Source organism: Rudaeicoccus suwonensis (genome assembly GCF_007829035.1).
Lineage (GTDB): Bacteria > Actinomycetota > Actinomycetes > Actinomycetales > Dermatophilaceae > Rudaeicoccus > Rudaeicoccus suwonensis.
Genome location: NZ_VIVQ01000003.1, coordinates 162138 through 183658, shown reverse-complemented (window position 1 = coordinate 183658; position 21521 = coordinate 162138). Strand labels below are relative to the sequence as shown.

Below are 21521 nucleotides of genomic sequence, written 5' to 3'. Positions count from 1 at the left end.
CTTAACAAGGCCCCATCCTGTTAAGGGTTGTTTGACTGGGGTGGGTCGACAACCCAGCGTTGCGCTACCGGTGCAGCATGGGGGTGCACCGGCAGCGCAACGCTGAACATCACACGTCACCCCATCGGCGCGGCGGTCTCGTCATACTCCAGCGCAGCCCAGGAACTCTTCTCCGGCCCCATCGCCTGACCCTCCGGGCAATGCGCCCGAAAATCGCACCACCGGCACAGCGCGGACGGATTCGGCGCAAACTGCGACGCCTCGACCCCCTGCTGTGCGTAGGCGTCCGCAGCCTTGCGCAGATCACGAGCGATGGATTCGGCCTCCGCGAGCTTGCGAGCGATGGACTCAGCCGTGTGCTCGTGACGGATCACCTCCCCGGTCGGCACGTGGTGCAACTCGACCGTGTGACACGGGCGGTGAAACATCCGTGACGCGGCTGCCGCGTAGAACGCCAACGCCAGCGAGGTGCGTGCGTCGTCGGGATGCAACGGCCGACGTGACGTCTTGTAGTCGACGACCGCCAACTGGTCGCCACGCTCGTCAAGGCGGTCGATGCGACCGGACAACGCCAGGGTCGGCGACTTCAACGCCACTGTGCGCTCGATGCCGAGCGGTTGCGTCTCACGGTCGGTGGTGCGCAGGTAGTCGGTGATCTCGCCGGTGATCCGGCCGCGCCACATCGTCGACTGCTCCGCATCGCGAAAACCGCTGTCGATCCACGAAGTTCGCACCAGCTCGCGCACCCCCTGCGGCGTCCGGCGATCCGCCGGAAGATCCCAGAAATCGCGCAGGACGTTGTGCACGGTCAGCCCGATCGAGGTGTGCGCCCGTTGCGGTCGTGCCGCCGGCTTGGGCCGGTCGAGGTAGGCCATGCGGTACATCCGCGGGCAATCCAGCCAGGCCCCGAGCTTGCTCGGGCTGGCGATGAACAGCCGCTGCGGCATACCCGGGAGTTCACCTTGCGCGACCTCGTTCATGGAGCTGTGACCCGCACACCGGACGTCGCCTGGGCGATGATCTGCTCGAGCACCTCTGGCGTTGTGGTGTTTTCGCCGAGCCGGTTGGGCTTGCCGGCGCCGTGGTAGTCACTCGACCCGGTGACCAGCAGACCCAGGTCTGCCGCCAGGGCCGTCCCCTTGTCGACCGCCGCCGCATCGTGGTCGCGGTGGTGCACCTCGAGACCAGCCAGGCCCGCCTGCGTCATACGTTCGATGACGTCGTCCGCGACCGTGCGACCGCGCTTGGCGGCGAACGGGTGCGCCATGACCGGCACACCACCCGCTGCACGCACCAGAGCCGTCGCCGTCACCGGGTCGGGTGCGTAATGCGACACGTGATACTTCGAGGAATTGTGCAGGTATGACGCGAACGCCTCCTCACGCGAAGCAACGACGCCGTGCGCGATGAGGGCGTCGGCGATGTGCGGCCGTCCGATGGTGGTCTCCGGCCCGAACTGCTGCTGCACCATGTCCCAGGTCAGGCCCGTGTCGGGCGCGAGTTTGTCGACGATCCGCTGCGCTCTGGTACGCCGCGAAGACCTCGCGTGCTCCAGCTCCGCCAACAATGCGGCATCACCGGGATCGACCAGATAGCCCAACAGATGAACGCTGATGCCGTCGGTGGCGCAGGAGACCTCGATGCCCGGCACCAGCGAGACGCCGGTCTCGAGTGCAGCATCCGACGCGTCGCTCCACCCCCGTGTGCTGTCGTGGTCGGTCAGCGCGACGACATCCAGACCGGCTGCAGCAGCGGAGCGCACCACGTCGGCAGGTGACTGCGTGCCGTCGCTGCAGGTGGAGTGGGTGTGCAGATCGATGCGCATTCTCGCAACCCTATCGACGGGCACCGACACCGCTTCAAATGTGTCATCCAAGTGTTACTGCCGAGAAACTCTATTAGTTCACTGCATAACCGCTGTGAGGACCCGTCCATTCAGTGAGACACGGTTCCCTCGACGGCGGTAATGCGCACTATCTTCAACATTTCATGAGGGGCAAACAGCCGATGAACTCATGGCGGACGCGAGACCACGCGGTCTTCAAGCCATGTGACGGCGAGGGGTAGTCCCGCCGCATCACCGAACACGCCGCGCGCTTCGTCGCCTGGCCGTTCGCCGTCATCGTTGGCCGGCAACATCATTCAGTTGCCCGTGGACACTCCGATGCGTTCGCCCACCAGCAGCCCACCGCACCACGTGGACGCCGGTGAGCCTCCGCCGGTCGCCCGTGACCCGTCGGAGAATGCACCGCTTCCACCCGCCGAAACGGCGGGTCGAGATCGTCCTGTCACCAGGTGCGCCCCGTCCACTGGAAGCACCTCCCACTCATTCCTTGCGCAATTGCTTGCGACAGAAAGTCAGGGCCAGGAAATGACCTGCGTTTCTTCCGATAAACCCGTCTGGAACGACAACTGGGTAGCCAGTGCCGCATGCCGGAAAGCGTTTGGCACCGCCAATCTCTTCGGCTCCGGCCCCGAACAGCGCAAGGCCAAGAGCATCTGCCGCAGGTGCACCGTCGTCGCCGAATGTCTGGCGGATGCACTCGACAGCCGCATCGAGCACGGTGTGTGGGGCGGCATGACCGAGCGCGAGCGTCGCGCACTGCTGCGCCGGCGTCCTGACGTCGTCACCTGGGCGGAGTTGTTCAAGCGCGACCGCCCGACCGGCGTCATCGAGTGAGCCGGCCGCCGGGCTGAGCCGGCTCAGTCGCGGTCGGCTGCCATCGGCAGACGCCAGCGTTGCCGCACCGCAACCAGACGCAGCCCACTCGCCAGCAGGGTTCCGACGATGAGCGTGAGTCCGTCTGCGGCGCCGCCGTGCTGCAGCAGGACCACGACAGTGGCGCCGGTCATGGCCGGCACGGCATACAGGTCGCGCTGTTGCACCAGCAGCGGCACCTCGTTGACGAGCACGTCACGCAGCACACCCCCGCCGACAGCCGTCGTGATGCCGATCAGCACCGCCGCGAATCCACTGGTGTGATGGTGCACCGCGGTGAGCGCGCCGGTGGACGCGAACAGCCCCATGCCCAGCGCGTCGAGGATCAGGACGCTGCGGCGCAGCGCCGAGAACTGTGGGTGGAAGAAGAAGATGGCTATCGCGGACAGGCTCGCCATACCGATCAGGCGCCAATCCTGCAGGGCCGTCGGGGGATTCACGCCCAGGAAGACGTCCCGCATCACGCCGCCGCCCACACCGGTGAGCACCGCGACGACCCAGATGCCGAACAGGTCGAGCCTGCGGCGCACACCCAGCAACGCGCCGGATGCGGCGAAGACCGCGATACCGGCGACGTTGAGGATCGTCAGCAGCACCGCCGCACCATACCCGGCTGCCGTCCCGCAAACGGGAGTTCCGCCAGACAGCGGAATGCGGACGGCGGTGGGCAACTGTCGTGAGCGGGTGCGAAGCTACCGCCATGACCGGTGAGACGCTTCGTGACTCGACGACGGGTGTGCGGCCGCCCCGCCCGGCCAGCGTGGTCACCGCCGTCAAACTGATGTATGCCGGTGCTGCTCTCTCGATCCTCACCGTCGCCACGACCGCAGCCTCGCGGCACAGCCTCCGGCACACGATCCAGGACGCCAACCGGCACCGCACCGGATCAGCTCATCTCTCGGCCGCGCAGGTGACCCGTGCCGCCGACCTGACGTACTCCGTCTTCGTGACTTTGTCGCTGATCGGATTGGTGCTGTGGCTGGTCATGGCCCTGGCAAATCGCGCCGGTCACGGCTGGGCCCGCATCCTGGCGACCGTGCTGGCGGTCATGAACGTCCTGCTCATCATCGGCTTCCTGACCCGCGGCACTCCGGTGCTCGCGCTGGTGTCGGTGCCGACTCTCATCGTCGGCGTCGCCGCGACCGTGCTGCTCTGGAAGCCTTCCAGCACAGCGTTTTTCGATCCCGACAAGGTTGTACAACCCCGACGGTGACCCGCATCCCGTTGCCGCTGAACCCACCGCGCGGAAGTACCCTTGGCGACCATGGTCAACGGTCGTGCAGCTTTACTGTGCCGGACAGCTCTTGTCGCCCTGCTCGCCTGCGCCACGGTCGCCGGATGCGCCGACGCCGGACCTGCCGAGCCCAGTTCCGCCGCCGCCTCGGCGACCGGCTCCGCATCGGGTTCGGGCAGTGCTTCGGCGTCTCCGAGCCCGGTCACCTCGATGGCCCCCGGCAGCATCAAGAGCACGGACGGCACCTTCGCCTTGGTCGCGCCCGCGACGTGGAAGCCGCTGAAACAGAAATCGGCCGCGCTTGCGGTGGGCTCACCGAGCCCGCAGAACCAGGTCACGGAGAGCTTCATCGTGGTTATCGAGAAGCAAAACCCGCCATCGCTGGCCGATGTCATCGAACAGTCCACCACCGCGTGGAAACAACAGAACGCCACCGTCACGAACCTGCCCGACCGTGCGATCGGCGGGCTGCCCTCGCAAGGCTTCACCGTCGAGCGCACCGCCGACGGTGTCGAAGTCACCCAGTCGCAGTACTTCGTGCTGTGGAACTCCGTGGTCTACGTGCTCCAGATGAGCAGTTCCACCAAGGATTCCGCGCAAGCCTCGCAAACCCTGGACTCGATCCTGGGCACCTGGGCCTGGACCAAGAAGTGATCTCTGCGACGATGGCTGGATGAGCGAGAAGCAGCAGAAACCAGAGCACCGGAACCCGCCGTTGGGCGAAGCCTTTCGCGACTTCATCGCCTCCGGCTGGGCACCTCGCAGCGACGCGACCACGCCTGAGGCAGCGGTCGCGCCATACGCCCGCGACCGCCGCGAGCGACTGTCCGCGCAGTTCCCCGGCGAACGCCTGGTCATCCCTGCGGGTGGCCTGAAGGTCCGCAGCAACGACTGCGACTACGTGTTCCGACCGCACTCTGCGTTCTCACACCTCACCGGCCTGGGCAGCGACCGCGAACCCGACGCCATCCTCGTCCTCGAGCCGCAGGCCGAGGGCGGCCACGACGCGGTGCTGTTCTTCCGCCCGCTCGCTGACCGCGACACCGAGGAGTTCTTCGCCGACTCAAGGTACGGCGAGTTCTGGGTCGGCGCCCGCGCGACCATCGCCGACATCGAATCCGAGCTCGGGCTGCACGCGCGCCACATCGATGAGTTCAAGGACGCCGTCGCCAAGGATGCCGGCGTCATCACCGTCCGCGTCGTCCGCGATGCCGACGGAGAGGTGACCTCGCTGGTCGAGCAGGCCCGCGAAAGCGCCACCGAGGAATCCACCGAACTCGACCAGGCGCTGGCACAGTTCCTGTCCGAACTGCGACTGACCAAGGACGAGTGGGAGATCGAGCAGATGCGCGCGGCGATCCTCGCCACCGAGCACGGCTTCGAGGCGGTCATCGCCGACCTGCCCGAGGCGATCCGTCGTGGTCGCGGCGAGCGCTGGGTCGAGGGCGTCTTCGGTCTGTACGCCCGGCACGAGGGCAACGGCGTCGGTTACGACTCCATCTGCGCCGCCGGGGACCACGCCAACACGCTGCACTGGATCAAGAACACCGGCGAGGTGCGCGAGCAGGATCTGATCCTGCTCGACGCGGGTGTCGAGGTCGACTCGCTCTACACCGCCGACATCACTCGCACACTGCCCGCCGGCGGCACCTTCTCCGACGCTCAGCGCAAGGTCTACGACGCCGTGTATGCCGCCCAGCAGGCCGGCTTCGCCGCCGTGAAACCGGGCAACAAGTTCTCCGACGTGCACGCGGCAGCCATCCGGGTCATCGCCGAGCACCTGCACGAGTGGGGCCTACTGCCCGACGGCGTCGACGTCGAGGCCACGCTGGACAAGGACACCGGCCAGTTCCACCGCCGGTGGATGGTCCACGGCACCAGCCACCACCTCGGCATCGATGTGCACGACTGCGCCCTGGCCCGCAAGGAGCAGTACATGGACGCCGAGCTCGAGCCGGGCATGATCCTGACCGTCGAGCCGGGCCTCTACTTCAAGTCCGACGACGAGCTGGCTCCGGAGGCGTTCCGCGGCATCGGGGTGCGGATCGAGGACGACGTGCTGGTCACCGCCGACGGCTGCGAAGTGCTGTCGGCGTCGATGCCCAGCAGCAGCGCCGACGTCGAGGCGTGGATCGCTCGGGTTCACGCCGACCAACACTGATGGTTCGCCGCCGGTCACGCCACGGCGCTCCCCCGAAGGGCCCGTCGTCCGTGACCGGCGGCGACACCAGGTAAGACGCGCGAGCACCCGCGCCGGTTGGCACGGCGCGTCGAGCAATCGACGGATGCCCGCCGTGACCGCGGTCTATCGTCGATGCCGTGATGGATGCCGCAACTGCCTTGGCCAAGTCGAAGATCGCCTGGTTGGTGCTGCCGGAGCGCACCGTTCCGGTCTGGTATGCCGCAGCCGAGGGTGCGGCATACGTCCTGTCAGGGCCCGGCGAACAACGGGTGCCGCCACTGCCGGCCACCCTGCAGATCACCCTCCGCGACAAAGACACCCGGGCCGCAGTCGGTCCGCTGCCCGCCCGCGCGATCACGCTCGCGCCGCACACACCCGAGTGGGACACCGCCGTTGCCGCATTGCTCGCCGCACGGCAGAACACGCCGACGGGCGACGTCGCTTCGCGGTGGGCTCAGGAGTGCACCTGCTGGCGCATCGAGACCGACGCCACTTCGTCCACGGCAACTGGCTAACCTACCCGGGTGAGCACCCGCGTCTTCGTAGCCAGAATCGCCGGACTCACCGTTCTCGACCCTCTCGGCGATCGGGTCGGCCGAGTCCGAGATGTCGTGATCACCTTCACCGGCAGCCAGCCGCGGGCGATCGGCCTGGTGACGGAGGTGCCCGGCAAACGCAGGGTGTTCGTGCCGATGACCCGGGTCACCAGCATCGATGCCGCCTCGGTCATCACGACCGGGCTGGTCAACATGCGTCGCTTCGAGCAGCGCACCGGCGAAACCCTCGTGCTTGCAGAGCTTTTCGACCGCGAGGTGCAGGTCCGCGACGGCGACGAGATCCTCACGGCGCTGGTCGAGGACACCGCCATCGAGCAGAACGCCCGCCGCGACTGGGTCATGGTGCGGGTTTTCGTCCGCCAGGTCGACCGCGTGTCCCCCGCATCCAAGGCGATGTCGCGACTGACCCGGCGGCGTAACGGCAAGACGATGCTCGTCGACGTGCGCGACGTGATGGGGCTGCACCAGCAGCCCGAGGCGCAGAGCGCGGAACGACTGCTCGCGACGTATGACGACCTGCGCGTCGCCGACCTCGCCGAAGTGATCCACGACCTCAACCCCAAGCGCCGCGCCGAGGTCGCGGCCGCACTCGACGACAACAAGCTCGCCGACGTGCTCGAGGAGTTGCCAGAGGACGACCAGGTCGAGATCATCGCCGGCCTCGACACCGAGCGTGCCGCCGACGTCCTCGAGGCCATGGAACCTGACGATGCCGCCGACCTGCTGGCCGACCTGCATCCGGACCAGGCCGAAGAACTCCTGCAACTGATGGAGCCCGACGAAGCCGAGCCGCTGCGACGTCTGCTGCGGTATGACGAGAACACCGCCGGTGGTCTCATGACGACCGAGCCGGTCGTGCTGGGCCCGGAGGCGACCATCGCGGAGGCCCTGGCCGTCGTTCGCCGCGAAGAGCTCGCACCCGCGCTCGCGTCGAGCGTCTTCGTGTGCCGACCCCCGCTGGAAACCCCGACGGGCAAATTCATCGGGATCGTCCACACCCAGCGACTGCTGCGTGAACCGCCGCATTCAGCGGTCGGCGCGGTTGTCGACAAGACCATCGAGCCGTTGCGTGATGTGGCGCCGCTCGGGGAGGTGACGCGCATGCTCGCGACATACAACCTGGTGAGCGTGCCCATCGTCGACGACACGGGTCGGCTGCTCGGCGCGGTGACCGTCGACGACGTCCTCGACCACATCCTCCCCGACGACTGGCGGGAAGCACGCCACGATGTCCGCCGAGCCACCGAGCACCGGCAGCACAGCACCCAGCTGGAGGCTTCCGATGGCTGAGAAGGATCGCGACGAACAGCGTCCTGTCACCAAGCGGACCACCCGCCGCCCCGGCGACACCTCCCGCCTCGATCAGCCGCGTGAGGCGGGACGCCGGCTGCTGCCGCGCATCCAGATGGAGTCCGACACCTTCGGCCGGTTCGCCGAGGATTTCGCGCGTTACATGGGCACCGCGCAGTTCTTGATCTGGATGACGATCTTCGTGATCATCTGGATCGCGCTCAACCTCTTGGGCATCTACGGTCTCAAGTGGGACCCCTACCCGTTCATTCTGCTGAACCTGTTCTTCTCCACCCAGGCGTCGTATGCCGCTCCGCTGATCCTGCTCGCACAGAACCGCCACGACGACCGCGATCGCGTCGCCATCGAGTCCGACCGGGCGCGCGACGAGCGCAATCTCGCCGACACCGAGTTTCTCACCCGTGAGGTCGCCTCGCTGCGGCTGGCGATGCGCGAGACCGCGACGCGCGACTTCGTGCGCTCGGAGTTGCGTTCGCTGCTGGACGAGATGGAAGAACGCGGTTATCTGCGCCACGATCCGAGCGAACCCGACCTCGAGGCCGAGGTCTCCACCCGCTGAATCCTGCGGATGCCAGTGGACGTCCACGCGCCTGCAGGGTGCCCCCGGGCGCCCGCACGGTCATCCAGACGCCCACCTACGATGGAGAGCATGTCTGCCCCCACCCAGGACGCCGTCGCGGCCGCGCTGGCGACCGTTCAGGATCCCGAGATCAAGCGCCCCGTCACCGAGCTCGACATGGTCGAATCCGTGGAGATCTCCGAGACCGGCCACGTGACCGTGACCCTGCTGCTGACGATCGCGGGGTGCCCCCTCAAGTCGAAGCTCACCCAGGACACCACCGAGGCGGTGAGCGCCGTCGAGGGTGTCACCGGCGTCGACGTGCGCCTCGGTGTGATGTCGGACGAGCAACGCGGCGCCCTGCGTGACCGCCTGCGGGGTGGCCAGGCCGAGAAGGAGATCCCGTTCGCCAAGCCGGGATCGCTGACCCGCGTGTATGCCGTGGCGTCCGGCAAGGGCGGCGTCGGCAAGTCGTCGGTGACCGTGAATCTGGCTGCGGCTCTTGCGGATTCGGGCCTTCGCGTAGGCGTCGTCGATGCCGACATCTACGGCTTCTCGGTGCCACGCATGCTCGGCGTGGAGCGTCGACCCACCCAGGTGGACGACATGATCCTGCCGCCCGACAGCCACGGTGTGAAGGTCATCTCGATCGGCATGTTCGTGCCCGGCAACCAACCTGTCGTGTGGCGCGGGCCGATGCTGCACCGCGCGCTACAGCAGTTCCTCGGCGACGTCTTCTGGGGCGACCTGGATGTCCTGCTGCTCGACCTGCCGCCGGGCACCGGCGACATCGCCATCTCGGTCGCCCAACTGATCCCGAACGCAGAGATCTTGGTCGTCACGACACCGCAGCAGGCCGCCGCGGAGGTCGCCGAGCGCGCCGGGGCCATCGCGCTGCAGACCAAACAGCGCATTGCGGGTGTCATCGAGAACATGTCGTGGCTGGAACTCCCCGACGGCACTCGCCAGGAGATCTTCGGCAGCGGTGGGGGTCACGCTGTCGCCGAATCGCTCACCCGCTCGGTCGGAGCCGAGGTTGCGCTGCTCGGTCAGATCCCGCTGGATGTCACCCTGCGTGAGGGCGCAGACGCCGGTATGCCGGTGGTTCTCGGCCGGCCGGACGCTCCCGCTGCCGTCGCGCTGCGCGGTATTGCTCGTGGCTTGGCCTCACGCGCTCGCGGACTCGCCGGTCGTTCGCTCGGGCTGACGCCGGCTGGTCGCTGACGTCGTTGTCGGCGCAGCCGGGTTCACGCGATCCGGCGCTGTGCGCTGCCCCACCATCCGGGGCACTGCCCAGGCGGGTCGACTCCCCTCTTCCGGCGCTGTGCGCTGCCCCACCATCCGGGGCACTGCACAGGCGTCAGGTGGCGTCGTGGTCGAACGGCGTGGCCCGGTCGGGATCGAACCTGCGGTAGTCGTTGGCCGGGTTGAGATAGGGCGCCGGTGTCGGCGGAACCGCTGCGGCATCCGGGGCCGCTGCGTCACCGGGTGTGTCGAACAATGCGTCGCGCACGATCTTGCGCGGGTCGTACTGCCGGGGGTCGTACGCGCGCCAGTCGATGTCCTGGAACTCCGGACCCATCTGGTCCTTGAGCTGCGACTTGGCCCCGTCTGCCATCTCACGAGCCTGACGGATAAACGTTCGCAGTTTGCCGACATACTCCGGCAAGTGGTCCGGACCCACAAGCACCATCGCCAGCACGATCAGGATCAACAGATCCGAGGTGCCGATGCCGAAGATCTCCACTGCCATCCTCTTCTGCGTTGTGGGCGCTCCGCGGGGAGGCACGCGACTACGTTCGCGCCATACGGCGCTGCAGTGTTGATTCTTGCACCCGCGTCACGACGGGCGGCCCACCGGACCGGAGCGCGACGATCCGGCACCCCGTGTCAGCACGTGGTTACGGAAAGTGCCAGCCGATCTGTGCCACCGAATCCTCCGGCTGCGGCCCGCGGGCGGACACCGTGCGGATCGGCGTCGAGGTGGTGCCCGGCAGGTCATGCACGTGGAAAGCCCGGTTGGACAGGGCCGGCTGGTGCCGTGGCGGCGTAGAGGTGCCGACGGTCGCGCTCGTCGCCGCCAAGGCGACCCCGACGCATCCGGCCACCGCAAACAACGCGCAGGCCATCGAGCGGCGCGCGGACTGATACTGCGGCGGAGCACCGGCGGTGACGACCGCGAGCGCCTGCCGGTCCGAACCTGCCACCGGGCCTGCCATCGGATGAGCGCCAACACCGCTGTCCGGGCCGGCCAGCGACAACAGACTCGCCATCATCTGCTGGTGGCCGCCCGCGTCGAAGCGCACCGACCGCAACTGGGCGATGATCGCCCGCTCCTGCTCGACGGCATGGCGGCAGTGCTGGCAGACCGTCAGGTGGACCTCGACTTTGTGTTCCTCCGCGGCATCGAGCACACCGTCGACATAGTCGGCGATGCGATCTCCGAGGTGCTCCTCGGTGCGGGCGAAGATCAACGGACCCCCACGGCGGGCGTCAGGCTCGGGGTGGCGACACGTGCGCCGGACGAGCGGTTCTCCGGAGCGCGATGGGCCAGCGCCTCGCGCAACTGCGCGCGCCCACGGTGAATCCGCGAGCGCACCGTGCCGAGCTTGATGTCGAGCGTTGCGGCGATCTCTTCGTAGGAGAGCCCCTCGATGTCACAGAGCACGACCGCTGCACGGAAGTCAGGCGCCAGAGCATCGAGCGCGCGCTGAATGTCGTCGTCGAAGTGGGCATCGGCATACAGCTGCTCCGGGCTGCCCTCGCGGCTGGGCAGGCGGGCCGCGGCGTCGTCGGCGAGCGCGTCGAAGCGGATGCGCTGCTTGCGGCGCATCTTGTCGAGGAAGACGTTGGTGGTGATGCGGTGCAACCAGCCCTCGAAGGTGCCCGGTCGGTAGGAGTGCAGCGAACGGAACACACGCACGAAGACGTCATGGGTCAGGTCTTCGGCGTCGTGGACGTTGCCGGTCAGACGGTAGGAGAGGCGGTAGACGCGCGCGGAGTGCTCGGTGACGATTTCTTCCCAGGTGGGTGGCTGCCAGCCCGGAGGGGCCACATCTGGCACCTCGGTCTTGACTGCTCCCCGCAGCGGCTGGTCGGTCATGGCGTTGCACTCATCTCGTTGTCGGAAGTCCCTACTTAGGACATCCTTGCCTGTGAACCTGTGGATCCGCTATGCATACACAATCCACTGTCGATGACGGTTCAGCCGGTACAACGGCGGGCCGGGCCGATTCGTTTCCCCGATGACCGGTTAACTTTCTGTCATGTCATCGATGCGGCCGGCGACCTGGGCCTATGCCGAAGAATTCGTCACTGAGACTGACGTGCTCGACCGGGCCCGCGAACGCGCCGCCAAGCTGCACTGCGAAGCCGTCAGCAGCGGTGCTGGTGCGGCGCTGCGCGTGTTGGCGGCGGCGGCCAATGCCCGGGCGATCGTCGAGGTCGGCACCGGCGCGGGAGTCTCCGGGCTCTGCCTGTTGGACGGTATGCCGAGCGACGGTGTGCTGACCACGATCGACATCAATCCTGAACACCAGCGCGCTGCCCGTCAGGCTTTCAGCGAGGCCGGTGTCGCCGCGCAACGCGCCCGCATCATCACCGGCGACGCGCTGCAGGTGATGGCACGCTTGGCCGACGGTGGCTACGACGTGGTGCTGCTCGACGGCCACGCTCAGGACTATCCCGACCACATCCCGCACGCACGGCGGCTGCTGCGACGTGGCGGCGTCCTCGCGATCAACAAGATGCTGTGGCGCGACCGGGTCGCCGACCCGGCTGACCGCGACGAGACGACGGTGCTCCTGCGGGACCTCGGCAAACAATTGCGCGAGGATCCGGAACTTGTGACCACGTTGTTGCCGGTGGGCGACGGACTGCTCACAGCGGTGCGCCGCTGAGTCTGGCCGCTGAGTGCGGCAGGAGGCAGATGGCCGGTCCGGGCAGCGAAACGGCCCACGATCCCTGATCGGGAGCGAGGGCCGTTTTCGATGAACGGATGTGCGGCAGGTCAGCCGACGCAGCCCTTGATCGCGTCGCCGAGCGCCTTGGCCTCCTCGGCGTTCATCTCGACGACCAGGCGGCCACCACCTTCGAGCGGCATGCGCAGCAGAATGCTGCGGCCTTCCTTGGTGACTTCGAGCGGACCGTCCCCGGTCCTCGGCTTCATCGCCGCCATGGGTGCTTCCCCTTCCGCCTGCGTGGCTGCATCAGCAGCCGCACCGAAATGCCACGCAGTGTTGGTGTGCCGGAGACCCGGCGGTGCGACCAGTCGTTGGCCCATTATTTCAGGATTCACCGCGAGGGGGAAATCCTGCACCCGTCATCCTGAGGCAGACTTGGGGCCCATGCGCGCCAGATCCGCCATTTTCGACCTGTATGGCGATCACCTCCTCGCGCGTGACGGCTGGGCTCCGGTCCAGGCCGTCGTGCGGCTCACCGGGGCAGTCGACGTCGCGGCGCCCGCTACGCGGACAGCGATCTCCCGGATGACCCGTGAGGGGTGGCTCGCGCCACGAGAAGACCACGGTGTCCGTGGATATGTCGCCACCGCACGGGCGCGAGCCCGGCTCGGTGCAGCATGGACCCGCATCTTCCAAGGGCCCGTGCACGACTGGGACGGCCGGTGGCACGTCGTGGTGACCGGTCACGTCAGCGATCGCAGTGCTCGCGACAGGCTCGCTGCCTCACTGCAGTTCCTCGGATACGGCCGGCTCGGACCGAGCACCTGGGTCGCGCCTCGCGCCAGCTCCGAACTCGGCGCGGCCACCGCAGGAGTGCCGCTTCATTCGTTCCACGCAAACCTGGAACAGCCCGGAGCGCAGCTGGCCGCGCAATTGTGGGACCTCGAGGCGCTGGCTGCGTCATACAGCAGCTTCCTTCTGTGGCTACGCGAGCAGACGGGAAGCTGCGCCATACGGTCCGGTGAGTCTGCCTACGCGGCCCGGGCACTCATCGTGCACGCCTGGCGCAAGTTCTTGTTCACCGATCCGGGACTGCCTGCACGTCTGCTACCCGACGCCTGGCCCGGGCAGGAGGCTGCCGAACGTTTCCGCGAGGCGACGACAGCCCTGTGGCCGGGCGCAACGGCATACGTCGCAGAATGTCTTGCCGACCCAGGCGCACGCCGATGACAAGACGGAGGACGAGATGACCGATGGACCCGTGGTGCTCGAACGTGACGGGGCGCTGGCGACCGTCCGACTGAACCGGCCGGAGGCGATGAACTCTCTCGACGTCGCGACCAAGGAGGCCTTGCTCGCCGCCATCGACGAGGTCACCGACGATGACCAGGTGCGCTGCGTCGTGCTCACCGGCACCGGGCGCGCGTTCTGCGTCGGGCAGGACCTCAAGGAGCACGTCGACCTGCTGGCGCAGGGGGCAGATGCGTTGTTCACGACCGTGCCCGAGCACTACAACCCGATCGTCACCGCGCTGTCGACGATGAACAAGCCGGTCGTCGCCGCGGTGAACGGCGTCGCGGCGGGAGCGGGTGCCGCCTTCGCGTTCGCGTGTGATCTGCGCATCTGCAGCGAGGACGCCGGCTTCAACCTGGCCTTCGCCGGCATCGCGCTGTCGTGCGATTCGGGTTCGTCGTTCTGGCTGCCACGACTGGTCGGCATGGCCAAGGCCAAAGAACTGCTGCTCATGCCGCGCACGGTCCGCGCGCCGGAGGCGCTGACGCTGGGCCTGGCGACCGAGGTGGTCGCCGCCGACGACTTCGCGGCTCGGGTGCACGAGGTCGGCACCCGGCTGGCCGACGGACCGACCCTGTCGTATGGCGCGATGCGACGTGCGGTGGAGTTCTCCGCGACCCACACCCTCGCCGAATCACTGGCACACGAAGCCGAGCTCATGACTGCGACCGGGTCCACCGACGACCACCACGCGGCCGTCGACGCCTTCCTGAACAAGCGCGCACCTGAATTCACCGGTCACTGAGGTCACGAAACTCCGCGCCGCGGTGGACCGCCGAAGTGACGGCGCGCCGACGGCGCGGGGCGTGCCCCGACGGAGCACGGGGGCGACCAGCCGCCGTGCGCGGACCGCGCGTGACAGACTGACCGCATGTCGGCCATCCTCTGGCTCGCGGCGGGCCTGCTGCTCGCCGCGGGGGAAGCACTGAGCGGCGAGTTCGTGCTGCTCATGCTGGGTGGCGGCGCACTGGCTGCTGCCGCTGCCGCCTGGCTCGGCGCGCCGGTCTGGCTGGCAGCGCTGGTGTTCGCGGTGGTGTCCGTGGGCCTTGTGGTCGGTGTCCGTCCGGTGCTGAAACGGCACCTGATGCGCACACCGAGCACTCCGATGGGCATCGAGGCGTTGAGAGGGAAGGAGGCCACTGTGGTGGCTGCCTTCGGGAACGCCGGGGGTCAGATCCGCGTCCAGGGAGATGTCTGGTCTGCCCGGCCGGCCGATGAGAGTGACACGTTCCGCACCGGCGAAACGGTCGTGATCGATGAGATCGACGGCGCAACAGCCGTCGTGAGAAGGGGAAGCTGAGATGCCTGCACTACTGATCGTCGTGGCGGTGATCGTGATCTTCGTGATCATCATCGTCGCCAAATCCATGGCCCTGATCCCGCAGGCCGAGGCGGCCGTGATCGAACGCCTGGGCCGCTACACCAAGACCGTGTCGGGGCAGTTGACCTTCCTGATGCCGTTCGTCGACCGGGTGCGAGCGCGGGTCGACCTGCGTGAGCGCGTCGTGTCCTTCCCGCCGCAGCCGGTGATCACCGAGGACAACCTGACGGTCAACATCGACACCGTCGTCTACTTCCAGGTCACCGAGCCACGCGCCGCGGTCTACGAGATCAACGACTACATCATCGGTGTCGAGCAGCTGACCACCACGACCCTGCGCAACGTCGTCGGCGGTATGACGCTGGAGGAGACGCTGACCTCCCGCGAGACGATCAACGCGCAACTGCGCGGTGTGCTCGACGAGGCCACCGGTCGGTGGGGCCTGCGTGTCGCGCGGGTGGAGTTGAAGTCGATCTTCCCGCCACCGTCGATCCAGGAGTCGATGGAGAAGCAGATGAAGGCCGACCGTGAGAAGCGCGCCACGATTCTCGCAGCCGAAGGTCACCGGGAAGCGGCAATCAAGTCGGCCGAGGGTGACAAGCAGAGTCAGATCCTTGCGGCCGAGGGTGCCAAGCAGGCGGCGATCCTCGCCGCAGAGGCGGATCGGCAGTCGCAGGTCCTGCGCGCCGAGGGTGACCGTGCGGCGCAGTACCTCCACGCACAAGGTGAGGCCAAGGCCATCGAGAAGACGTTCAACGCGATCCGCTCGAGCAAGCCGACGCCGGAACTGCTGGCCTACCAGTACCTGCGGACGCTGCCCGAGATGGCCAAGGGCGAGGCGAGCAAGGTCTGGGTGGTGCCGAGCGACTTCGGTTCTGCGCTGCAGGGATTCGCAAAGTCTTTCGGTGCGCAGGGTGACGACGGAACCTTCCGCTACGAGATGCCGCCGGCCGAGGAGCGCATCCCGGTCGAGGACGACGATGTGGCCGAGTGGTTCAAGCTGAGTCGTGACCCGGCCGTCGCCAAGGCCGTCGCCGACGCGGAGGCCGTGGCGCGTCAGACCATCGAGGACCCCGCCACCGCCGCGCACTCGAACCGAGCCGTGCGCGACACCGTGCCACCGCCGGTAGCGGCGCCGTCGACCAGTGCTCCCGAGCCCGAGACCGTCGCACAGCCGACTCTCGGGTCCGCCGAACGCCCGGCGATCGGCGCCGGACAGAGTCACGATGGCTCGGCCGGTGGCCACCCACAGGGTGTGCAGCTACCCGGTCAGCACGCAACGCCGCCGGCGCAGGCCTATCCCCCGGCCGAACAGCCGCAGGGCCAGCAGGGCCAGCAGGGCGGTCAGTACCCGCCGCAGGGCGGTCAGTACCCGCCGCAGGACGACCAGCAGCACTGAGCGGTGCAGGACGGATTCGACCAGTTCTCGATGCTGCTGACCGGCCGCATCGATGCTGACTGACGGCACCCGCTGCGACGCAACAGCTCACCGGAGCCGCCGGGGCCTCACGCCCCGGCGGCTCCGCTGCGTGCGCAACCGGTCAGATGATCATCGACGAGACCGCACGCCTGCATCGCGGCATACATGGTGGTCGGGCCGACGTGAGCGAAGCCGAGCTTCTTCAATTGCCTTGCCAGCGCTGTCGATTCGCTGCTGACGGCAGCGACGTCCCCGAGTGTTGCGGGCGGGGTGTGCCGGCTCGGGCGAAACGACCAGATCAACCCGTCGAGACCACCGTGCTCGCGCAGCCGGACCACCGCACGAGCGTTGGTGATGGCGGCGTCGATCTTGCGACGGTTGCGCACGATGGATGCGTCCGACATGAGCCGTTCGACGTCGGTCGGGCCGTAGCGCGCCACGACCTCGGCGTCGAAGCCGGCGAACGCGAGCCGGAACGCCGGGCGCTTGCGCAGGATCGTCAGCCAGGACAACCCGGACTGGAAGGCCTCGAGGGTGATGCGTTCGAACAACGCGGCCTCGCCGTGCACCGGCACGCCCCACTCGATGTCGTGGTAGACGAGGTAGTCCGAAGTGCTTCCGGCCCAGGCGCATCGTGCGACACCGTCGTCGCCGACGACGATCCCGTCGTCTGGCTCAGTCGTCACGCGCAGCGGCCTTCGCCATACCTGTGACGACGCGGCCGTAGATCAGGCGGCCGGCGACACGTGACACGGGCGCGACGATTCGGCCCAGCCACTGCGGTCGGGGGCCGGCATCGGTGGTCCAGGTGATCCTGGACCCGTCGCCTTCGGGTTGGACACGCACGGTTGCGGTGCCGGCGAGCAGACGCCCGGTCTTACGTATGGCGAAGCAGCCGTCGCGGCCCGGCGGCTGCCACTGTGTGACCACCATCGAATCGACGAAGCGCACCGGACCGACGGCGGTCGTGCCGGCGAACTCCTGCCCCACGCCTGGGGCCCCGGGCTCGATGCGCATGGTCGTGAGCGGGAAGTAGCTGCCGTGGCGGTTCCAGTCGGTCACCACTTCCCAGAGCCGATCGACGGAAGCCGTCGAATACGCCTGGACGACAAGAGGTTTCACGGACCCGAGCATCAGCTGGGCGGCGGTGTCGGGTCGGTGTCGAAGAAGCCGCCTGATCGCAGGTCGGCTGCCGACCGCCCGGAGCGTTCGTTCAGCAGCCGCTCGATGTGCTCGTCACGCGCCGCGAGCTCGGCACGAAGCCGATCGAGCACATCGTCGACCTGGCCCATGCGGTAGCCGCGCAGCGTCTGGTCGAAGCGCAACACGTCGATGTCGGTGGCAGTGATCTCGCCGCGCGGCAGCGGTTCGAAGGCCGAGGTGCGAGTGGGTTCCTCCAGATGCGCACCGAAGCGGCCGAGCACGGCGAAGACGACGAGGCCGATCACGACCAGGAGCAGGGCGATCAGGAAGACGAGCACGGCGACAGCCTAGCCAGCGACGATGCGGCCACGGTGGGGGTGACCGACGGTTGCCTGGGAAGGAGTTGTCGCGTGCGAGACCGCCGTCGGTCGCGACGCTCCGATGGGTTGCCTCACTCCGGCCGGGTCTGCGCGAGTCGCACGTCGTCACGCACGATCAGCCGGACGGCGTCCGCGGGTTCGTCGACAAGGTGAAGGCGCTCGACGTCGCCGTCGCTGATCATGCCCTCGACGAGCAACGTGTGCCGGATCCAGTCGATCATCGGCGTCCAGAAACTGGTGCCCAGCAACACAATCGGGAAGCTGGTGATCTTCTGCGTCTGGGCGAGCGTCACTGCCTCGAAGAGTTCGTCGAGGGTGCCGAAACCGCCGGGCAGCACGACATACCCCTGGGCGTACTTGACGAACATCGTCTTGCGCACGAAGAAGTAACGGAAGTTGACGCCGAGATCGACATACGGGTTGAGGCCGGCTTCGAAAGGCAACTCGATGCCCAGTCCGACGCTGGTGCCGCCGGACTCGTTGGCACCCTTGTTCGCGGCTTCCATCGCTCCGGGACCACCACCGGTGATGACGGCGTAGCCGGCCTCGACCAGCAGTTTGCCGAGTTCGACACCGGCGGCGTAATAACGACTGTCCGGCTTCAATCTCGCAGAGCCGAAAACGCTGACTGCAGGCCCGAGTTCGGCGAGCGAGCCAAAGCCTTCCACGAATTCCGCGGTGATTCGCATGACTCGCCACGGATCGGTGTGGACCCAGTCGGTGTCTTGTGCTTTGTCCAGCAGACGCTGGTCGGTCGTCGTCGTGGGCACGTGCCGGCCGCGGAGGGTGGTCGCGCCGCGACGGTATTCCTCGGACGCGAGGTGGTCTTCAATCTTCACGGTCGCCAATCTCTCACGTCCGGCCAACGATGCGTGGCGCCAAGCTGAGAGCCGTCTGGCAATTCGTCGACGCGGGAGTGAACAGCTGTCAGCATCGAGCTGAAGCCGCCGAAGCCGCCCCTAGTTTGATCCGCGTGTCACGACCGACCTGGATCCGCAGCCTGCTGATCGCGCCGCTCGCCGTCGCCCTCGCCGGGTGCGCGAGCTCGTCGTCGCACAGTGCCTCGAACGCTCCCGTGCAGGTGTCGCTCAGCCACTGCGGACAGGGCTGGACGCACGCGACGGCCGGGCCGGTGACGGTTCCGCTCATGAACACCGACACCAGCGCGGGCGAGGTCTACCTCGAAACGACGCAGGGTGCCATCGTCGCGGAGGTCGACCCGATGGGACCCGGAGAGACCGCGACGCTGCGCGCGTCCGTCGGCGCCGGCAGCTACCACTTGGTGTGCTCGATCAACGACTCCGATCCGGTCACGGGTCCGACGATCTCGGTCACCGGGAACGCGAAGGGTCAGACCCTGCCGGTGCAACCGGTCACCGCGGGCGAGTTGACGCCTGCTGCCGTGACGTATCAGGAATGGATCCTCGGTCGCCTGGTCGGGTTGCGGTCGCAGGTGACAACGTTGTCGAACGACCTGTCGTCGGGTGACCTGGGTGCCGCACGACGCGACTGGCTGACCGCGGACACGACATACAACACGCTGGGCGCCGCGTATGACGCTTTCGGTGATCTCGGCGACGCGATCGACGGGGATGCGCACGGGCTGTCCGGCGGCACTGCCGACCCGCATTGGCAGGGCCTGGAGCGCATCGAGTTCGGACTCTGGAACGGTCAGTCGGCAACGACGCTGGCACCGCTCGGACGGACGTTGGTGAGCAACGTCATCGCACTACGGTCGAATTTCGCTGCAGCAGAAGAAGATCCGACGGACATCGTGCTGCGCACGCATGAGATCAGCGAGGACACCTTGCAGGTGACATTGGCAGGTGTCGACGACTACGGCGCGCATGCCGAACTGGCGGAGGCGAGCGCCCAGCTGAGTGGGACCACCGAGTTGCTGTCATTGGTGAAACCCTTTCTGCAGCCACGGGATCCGCAATTCGCACAAATCGCCCCGGCAATCAGTCAGGCGCAGTCCGACATCGCCGCCCAGCACGGTGTGTGGTCGACGACGCAGTTGCCGCCGAGCGCGGGTCACGAGCTGGTGGACTCCGACATCTCCGGCCTGACCGAACTACTCGCGCCGGAGGCGTCGATGTTGGAACCCAGGGTGGCGACGCCATGAGCTCCAGGGAGAACCCGAACATGAGCGCCGAGAAGCATGAGGACACGAACGCAGTGAGGCCCGGAACGCTTCGCAGAGGCGCGACCACGAACATGAGCGCCGAGAAGCATGAGGACACGAACGCAGCGGCCGAAGGCGCGTGTCCGATGTCGGGCTTCAGCAGGCGCGGGCTGTTCACCCGCGGCCTGGTAGCGGGTGGTGGCGCTGCGGTCGCCGCGCTGAGCGTTGCAGCTGCCGATCCGAGCGCTGCGAGCGCTCCGACGACGATGCCGTTCCACGGGATGCACCAGAACGGCATACTGCCCGCGCCTGCGCCGGCATCCGCGCACCTGGCGTTCGACGTGACAGCGCGCAACAGGACAGAACTGGCAGCGATGTTCGCCGCGCTGACCGACCGTGCCCGCATCCTGACCGCTGGTGGGCCGCCCGCCGATCTGGGCGTCGCGGCGCCGGCGACGGACGACGGAACCCTGGGCCCCACCAATCCCGCCGGTGACCTCCAGGTGACGGTCGCCGTCGGGTCGACGTTGTTCGACAGCCGCTTCGGTCTGGCAGCTCACAAGCCGCGACGGTTGCGGCCGATGGACACCTTCGTCAACGACCAGCTCGATCCGACGCGCACCGGTGGCGATCTGTTGGTGACCTTGACCGCGCAGGATCGCGACACGGTCACGCACGCCATACGGGACATCTGCCGGTCGACCAGGTCGAACTTGCAATTGCGTTGGCGCGTCGACGGATTCACTCCCCCACCGCGTCCTGACGGTCACCCTCGCAACCTGCTGGGGTTCAAGGACGGCATCCAGGGCCCTGACATCAGCAACGCGGCGGCAATGGATCAACTCATCTGGGTGACGCCGTCGACCGGCGAACCCACGTGGGCCGTGGGCGGCACCTACCAGGTGGTGCGGCTGATCCGGATGCACGTCGAGTTCTGGGATCGGGTGTCGGTGTCGGAGCAGGAGCGCATGTTCGGCCACCGCAAGGATTCAGGGGCACCGCTGTCCGGTGGCTCCGAGGACACCCCACCCGATTACACCAACGATGCGATCGGCTCGACGATCCCGCTTGATGCGCACATCCGGCTGGCCAATCCACGCACCCCGCAGACAGTCGATCAGCAGATCCTGCGCCGGTCCTTCTCCTATGACCGTGGCGTCGACGACGTCGGCAATCTCGACATGGGCTTGGTCTTCGGCGCCTTCAACCAGGACCTGGACCGGCAGTTCGTCACCGTGCAGAAACGCCTCGCGAACGAGCCGCTCGTCGACTACATCACCCCTGTCGGAGGCGGTTACTTCTTCGCGCTGCCCGGTGTTCAGGGCCCCACAGATGTTTACGCCCGCGCGTTGCTGGCGTAATCAAACCCATCACC

26 protein-coding genes are annotated in these 21521 nt (G+C 67.6%); 15 read left to right on the top strand and 11 right to left on the bottom strand.

From position 1 onward, the window contains the following. Positions 1-116: 116 nt before the first annotated feature. Together BKA23_RS15135 and BKA23_RS15130 are read right to left on the bottom strand one after the other, a co-directional pair. On the bottom strand, positions 117-947 hold the full coding sequence (locus BKA23_RS15135; protein WP_145229984.1) for a RecB family exonuclease: 831 nt from the start codon (positions 945-947) through the stop codon (positions 117-119). A gap of 29 nt (positions 948-976) precedes the next feature. Beyond that, positions 977-1825: a PHP domain-containing protein gene (locus tag BKA23_RS15130; protein WP_145229982.1), complete on the bottom strand. Its 849-nt coding sequence runs from the start codon at positions 1823-1825 to the stop codon at positions 977-979. A 546-nt stretch (positions 1826-2371) separates the two neighbouring features. Here BKA23_RS15130 and BKA23_RS15125 point away from each other — a divergent pair. Continuing rightward, the gene (locus BKA23_RS15125) at positions 2372-2680 is read left to right on the top strand and encodes a WhiB family transcriptional regulator (RefSeq protein ID WP_145229979.1); all 309 of its coding nucleotides are present in this window, start codon (positions 2372-2374) and stop codon (positions 2678-2680) included. Between the two features lie 23 nt (positions 2681-2703). On the opposite strand, the gene BKA23_RS15120 is transcribed toward BKA23_RS15125, so the two are convergent. Continuing rightward, positions 2704-3315 carry a trimeric intracellular cation channel family protein gene (locus BKA23_RS15120; RefSeq protein WP_145229977.1) on the bottom strand — a complete coding sequence of 204 codons (612 nt, stop codon included), beginning with the start codon at positions 3313-3315 and terminating at the stop codon, positions 2704-2706. 104 nt (positions 3316-3419) lie between these two features. Here BKA23_RS15120 and BKA23_RS15115 point away from each other — a divergent pair, with 104 nt between their 5' ends. The 7 genes from BKA23_RS15115 (at position 3420) to BKA23_RS15085 (ending at position 9786) form a co-directional block, all read left to right on the top strand. Beyond that, complete coding sequence (locus BKA23_RS15115; RefSeq protein WP_145229975.1) at positions 3420-3932, top strand: hypothetical protein; 513 nt, start codon at positions 3420-3422, stop codon at positions 3930-3932. 51 nt (positions 3933-3983) lie between these two features. Continuing rightward, the gene (locus BKA23_RS15110; RefSeq protein ID WP_145229973.1) at positions 3984-4607 is read left to right on the top strand and encodes a hypothetical protein; all 624 of its coding nucleotides are present in this window, start codon (positions 3984-3986) and stop codon (positions 4605-4607) included. A gap of 19 nt (positions 4608-4626) precedes the next feature. Next, the gene (locus tag BKA23_RS15105; RefSeq protein WP_145229972.1) at positions 4627-6114 is read left to right on the top strand and encodes an aminopeptidase P family protein; all 1488 of its coding nucleotides are present in this window, start codon (positions 4627-4629) and stop codon (positions 6112-6114) included. A 161-nt stretch (positions 6115-6275) separates the two neighbouring features. Continuing rightward, positions 6276-6650: a hypothetical protein gene (locus BKA23_RS15100; protein ID WP_145229970.1), complete on the top strand. Its 375-nt coding sequence runs from the start codon at positions 6276-6278 to the stop codon at positions 6648-6650. A gap of 9 nt (positions 6651-6659) precedes the next feature. Beyond that, on the top strand, positions 6660-7982 hold the full coding sequence (locus BKA23_RS15095) for a magnesium transporter MgtE N-terminal domain-containing protein (RefSeq protein WP_145229968.1): 1323 nt from the start codon (positions 6660-6662) through the stop codon (positions 7980-7982). Continuing rightward, positions 7975-8562 carry a DUF1003 domain-containing protein gene (locus BKA23_RS15090; protein WP_145229966.1) on the top strand — a complete coding sequence of 196 codons (588 nt, stop codon included), beginning with the start codon at positions 7975-7977 and terminating at the stop codon, positions 8560-8562. Before BKA23_RS15095 ends, BKA23_RS15090 begins: the two co-directional genes overlap by 8 nt. 90 nt (positions 8563-8652) lie before the next feature. Next, complete coding sequence (locus BKA23_RS15085) at positions 8653-9786, top strand: Mrp/NBP35 family ATP-binding protein (RefSeq protein ID WP_145229964.1); 1134 nt, start codon at positions 8653-8655, stop codon at positions 9784-9786. A gap of 136 nt (positions 9787-9922) precedes the next feature. On the opposite strand, the gene BKA23_RS15080 is transcribed toward BKA23_RS15085, so the two are convergent. The 3 genes from BKA23_RS15080 to sigE all read right to left on the bottom strand — a co-directional run bounded on the left by BKA23_RS15080 (position 9923) and on the right by sigE (position 11665). Further along, positions 9923-10315, bottom strand: a complete 393-nt coding sequence (locus BKA23_RS15080) for a twin-arginine translocase TatA/TatE family subunit (RefSeq protein ID WP_145229962.1) — start codon at positions 10313-10315, stop codon at positions 9923-9925. A gap of 148 nt (positions 10316-10463) precedes the next feature. After that, positions 10464-11036 (bottom strand): anti-sigma factor family protein, encoded by a 573-nt coding sequence (locus BKA23_RS15075; RefSeq protein WP_145229960.1) that lies wholly within the window; start codon positions 11034-11036, stop codon positions 10464-10466. After that, entirely contained in the window at positions 11033-11665 is a 633-nt protein-coding gene (gene sigE / locus BKA23_RS15070; protein WP_145229958.1) for an RNA polymerase sigma factor SigE, read from the bottom strand. The genes BKA23_RS15075 and sigE overlap by 4 nt, the downstream gene beginning before the upstream one ends. Positions 11666-11828: 163 nt before the next feature. Here sigE and BKA23_RS15065 point away from each other — a divergent pair, with 163 nt between their 5' ends. Further along, positions 11829-12461 carry an O-methyltransferase gene (locus BKA23_RS15065; RefSeq protein ID WP_145229955.1) on the top strand — a complete coding sequence of 211 codons (633 nt, stop codon included), beginning with the start codon at positions 11829-11831 and terminating at the stop codon, positions 12459-12461. A 110-nt stretch (positions 12462-12571) separates the two neighbouring features. On the opposite strand, the gene BKA23_RS15060 is transcribed toward BKA23_RS15065, so the two are convergent. Continuing rightward, a complete protein-coding gene (locus BKA23_RS15060; protein ID WP_145229953.1) occupies positions 12572-12739 on the bottom strand; it encodes a DUF3117 domain-containing protein in 168 nt (55 codons plus the stop codon). A gap of 169 nt (positions 12740-12908) precedes the next feature. Between BKA23_RS15060 and BKA23_RS15055 the strand changes: the two genes are divergently transcribed. The 4 genes from BKA23_RS15055 to BKA23_RS15040 all read left to right on the top strand — a co-directional run bounded on the left by BKA23_RS15055 (position 12909) and on the right by BKA23_RS15040 (position 16477). Then, a complete protein-coding gene (locus tag BKA23_RS15055; RefSeq protein WP_170226601.1) occupies positions 12909-13694 on the top strand; it encodes a PaaX family transcriptional regulator in 786 nt (261 codons plus the stop codon). Positions 13695-13710: 16 nt separating this feature from the next. Beyond that, positions 13711-14502 carry an enoyl-CoA hydratase/isomerase family protein gene (locus tag BKA23_RS15050; RefSeq protein WP_145229949.1) on the top strand — a complete coding sequence of 264 codons (792 nt, stop codon included), beginning with the start codon at positions 13711-13713 and terminating at the stop codon, positions 14500-14502. Positions 14503-14628: 126 nt separating this feature from the next. Further along, the gene (locus BKA23_RS15045) at positions 14629-15057 is read left to right on the top strand and encodes an NfeD family protein (protein ID WP_145229947.1); all 429 of its coding nucleotides are present in this window, start codon (positions 14629-14631) and stop codon (positions 15055-15057) included. 1 nt (position 15058) lies between these two features. Then, the gene (locus BKA23_RS15040) at positions 15059-16477 is read left to right on the top strand and encodes an SPFH domain-containing protein (protein WP_145229945.1); all 1419 of its coding nucleotides are present in this window, start codon (positions 15059-15061) and stop codon (positions 16475-16477) included. 107 nt (positions 16478-16584) lie between these two features. Here BKA23_RS15040 and BKA23_RS15035 read toward each other — a convergent pair whose 3' ends face one another. From BKA23_RS15035 to BKA23_RS15020, 4 genes are all read right to left on the bottom strand, one after another. Next, positions 16585-17184 carry a DNA-3-methyladenine glycosylase I gene (locus tag BKA23_RS15035; protein ID WP_145229943.1) on the bottom strand — a complete coding sequence of 200 codons (600 nt, stop codon included), beginning with the start codon at positions 17182-17184 and terminating at the stop codon, positions 16585-16587. Further along, on the bottom strand, positions 17174-17620 hold the full coding sequence (locus BKA23_RS15030; protein ID WP_170226599.1) for an SRPBCC family protein: 447 nt from the start codon (positions 17618-17620) through the stop codon (positions 17174-17176). Before BKA23_RS15030 ends, BKA23_RS15035 begins: the two co-directional genes overlap by 11 nt. Positions 17621-17631: 11 nt before the next feature. After that, positions 17632-17979, bottom strand: coding sequence for a DivIVA domain-containing protein (locus tag BKA23_RS15025; protein ID WP_145229939.1), 348 nt, complete (start codon positions 17977-17979; stop codon positions 17632-17634). 113 nt (positions 17980-18092) lie between these two features. Then, a complete protein-coding gene (locus tag BKA23_RS15020) occupies positions 18093-18860 on the bottom strand; it encodes an LOG family protein (RefSeq protein WP_246104684.1) in 768 nt (255 codons plus the stop codon). A 134-nt stretch (positions 18861-18994) separates the two neighbouring features. Here BKA23_RS15020 and BKA23_RS15015 point away from each other — a divergent pair, with 134 nt between their 5' ends. Both BKA23_RS15015 and BKA23_RS15010 read left to right on the top strand, forming a co-directional pair. Beyond that, entirely contained in the window at positions 18995-20146 is a 1152-nt protein-coding gene (locus BKA23_RS15015; RefSeq protein WP_170226597.1) for an EfeM/EfeO family lipoprotein, read from the top strand. Next, positions 20143-21507: a Dyp-type peroxidase gene (locus tag BKA23_RS15010; protein WP_246104683.1), complete on the top strand. Its 1365-nt coding sequence runs from the start codon at positions 20143-20145 to the stop codon at positions 21505-21507. The genes BKA23_RS15015 and BKA23_RS15010 overlap by 4 nt, the downstream gene beginning before the upstream one ends. Positions 21508-21521 lie beyond the last annotated feature (14 nt).

What these genes read in the sequence shown, in the direction of transcription:
- BKA23_RS15050 (WP_145229949.1), top strand. Translation starts at nt 13,711, where the DNA reads ATGACCGATGGACCCGTGGTGCTCGAACGTGACGGGGCGCTGGCGACC.
- BKA23_RS15080 (WP_145229962.1), bottom strand. Translation starts at nt 10,315, where the DNA reads ATGGCAGTGGAGATCTTCGGCATCGGCACCTCGGATCTGTTGATCCTG.
- BKA23_RS15065 (WP_145229955.1), top strand. Translation starts at nt 11,829, where the DNA reads ATGTCATCGATGCGGCCGGCGACCTGGGCCTATGCCGAAGAATTCGTC.
- BKA23_RS15085 (WP_145229964.1), top strand. Translation starts at nt 8,653, where the DNA reads ATGTCTGCCCCCACCCAGGACGCCGTCGCGGCCGCGCTGGCGACCGTT.
- BKA23_RS15130 (WP_145229982.1), bottom strand. Translation starts at nt 1,825, where the DNA reads ATGCGCATCGATCTGCACACCCACTCCACCTGCAGCGACGGCACGCAG.
- BKA23_RS15115 (WP_145229975.1), top strand. Translation starts at nt 3,420, where the DNA reads ATGACCGGTGAGACGCTTCGTGACTCGACGACGGGTGTGCGGCCGCCC.
- BKA23_RS15010 (WP_246104683.1), top strand. Translation starts at nt 20,143, where the DNA reads ATGAGCTCCAGGGAGAACCCGAACATGAGCGCCGAGAAGCATGAGGAC.
- BKA23_RS15090 (WP_145229966.1), top strand. Translation starts at nt 7,975, where the DNA reads ATGGCTGAGAAGGATCGCGACGAACAGCGTCCTGTCACCAAGCGGACC.
- BKA23_RS15055 (WP_170226601.1), top strand. Translation starts at nt 12,909, where the DNA reads ATGCGCGCCAGATCCGCCATTTTCGACCTGTATGGCGATCACCTCCTC.
- BKA23_RS15100 (WP_145229970.1), top strand. Translation starts at nt 6,276, where the DNA reads ATGGATGCCGCAACTGCCTTGGCCAAGTCGAAGATCGCCTGGTTGGTG.
- BKA23_RS15040 (WP_145229945.1), top strand. Translation starts at nt 15,059, where the DNA reads ATGCCTGCACTACTGATCGTCGTGGCGGTGATCGTGATCTTCGTGATC.
- BKA23_RS15105 (WP_145229972.1), top strand. Translation starts at nt 4,627, where the DNA reads ATGAGCGAGAAGCAGCAGAAACCAGAGCACCGGAACCCGCCGTTGGGC.
- BKA23_RS15060 (WP_145229953.1), bottom strand. Translation starts at nt 12,739, where the DNA reads ATGGCGGCGATGAAGCCGAGGACCGGGGACGGTCCGCTCGAAGTCACC.
- BKA23_RS15045 (WP_145229947.1), top strand. Translation starts at nt 14,629, where the DNA reads ATGTCGGCCATCCTCTGGCTCGCGGCGGGCCTGCTGCTCGCCGCGGGG.
- BKA23_RS15110 (WP_145229973.1), top strand. Translation starts at nt 3,984, where the DNA reads ATGGTCAACGGTCGTGCAGCTTTACTGTGCCGGACAGCTCTTGTCGCC.
- BKA23_RS15125 (WP_145229979.1), top strand. Translation starts at nt 2,372, where the DNA reads ATGACCTGCGTTTCTTCCGATAAACCCGTCTGGAACGACAACTGGGTA.
- BKA23_RS15135 (WP_145229984.1), bottom strand. Translation starts at nt 947, where the DNA reads ATGCCGCAGCGGCTGTTCATCGCCAGCCCGAGCAAGCTCGGGGCCTGG.
- sigE (WP_145229958.1), bottom strand. Translation starts at nt 11,665, where the DNA reads ATGACCGACCAGCCGCTGCGGGGAGCAGTCAAGACCGAGGTGCCAGAT.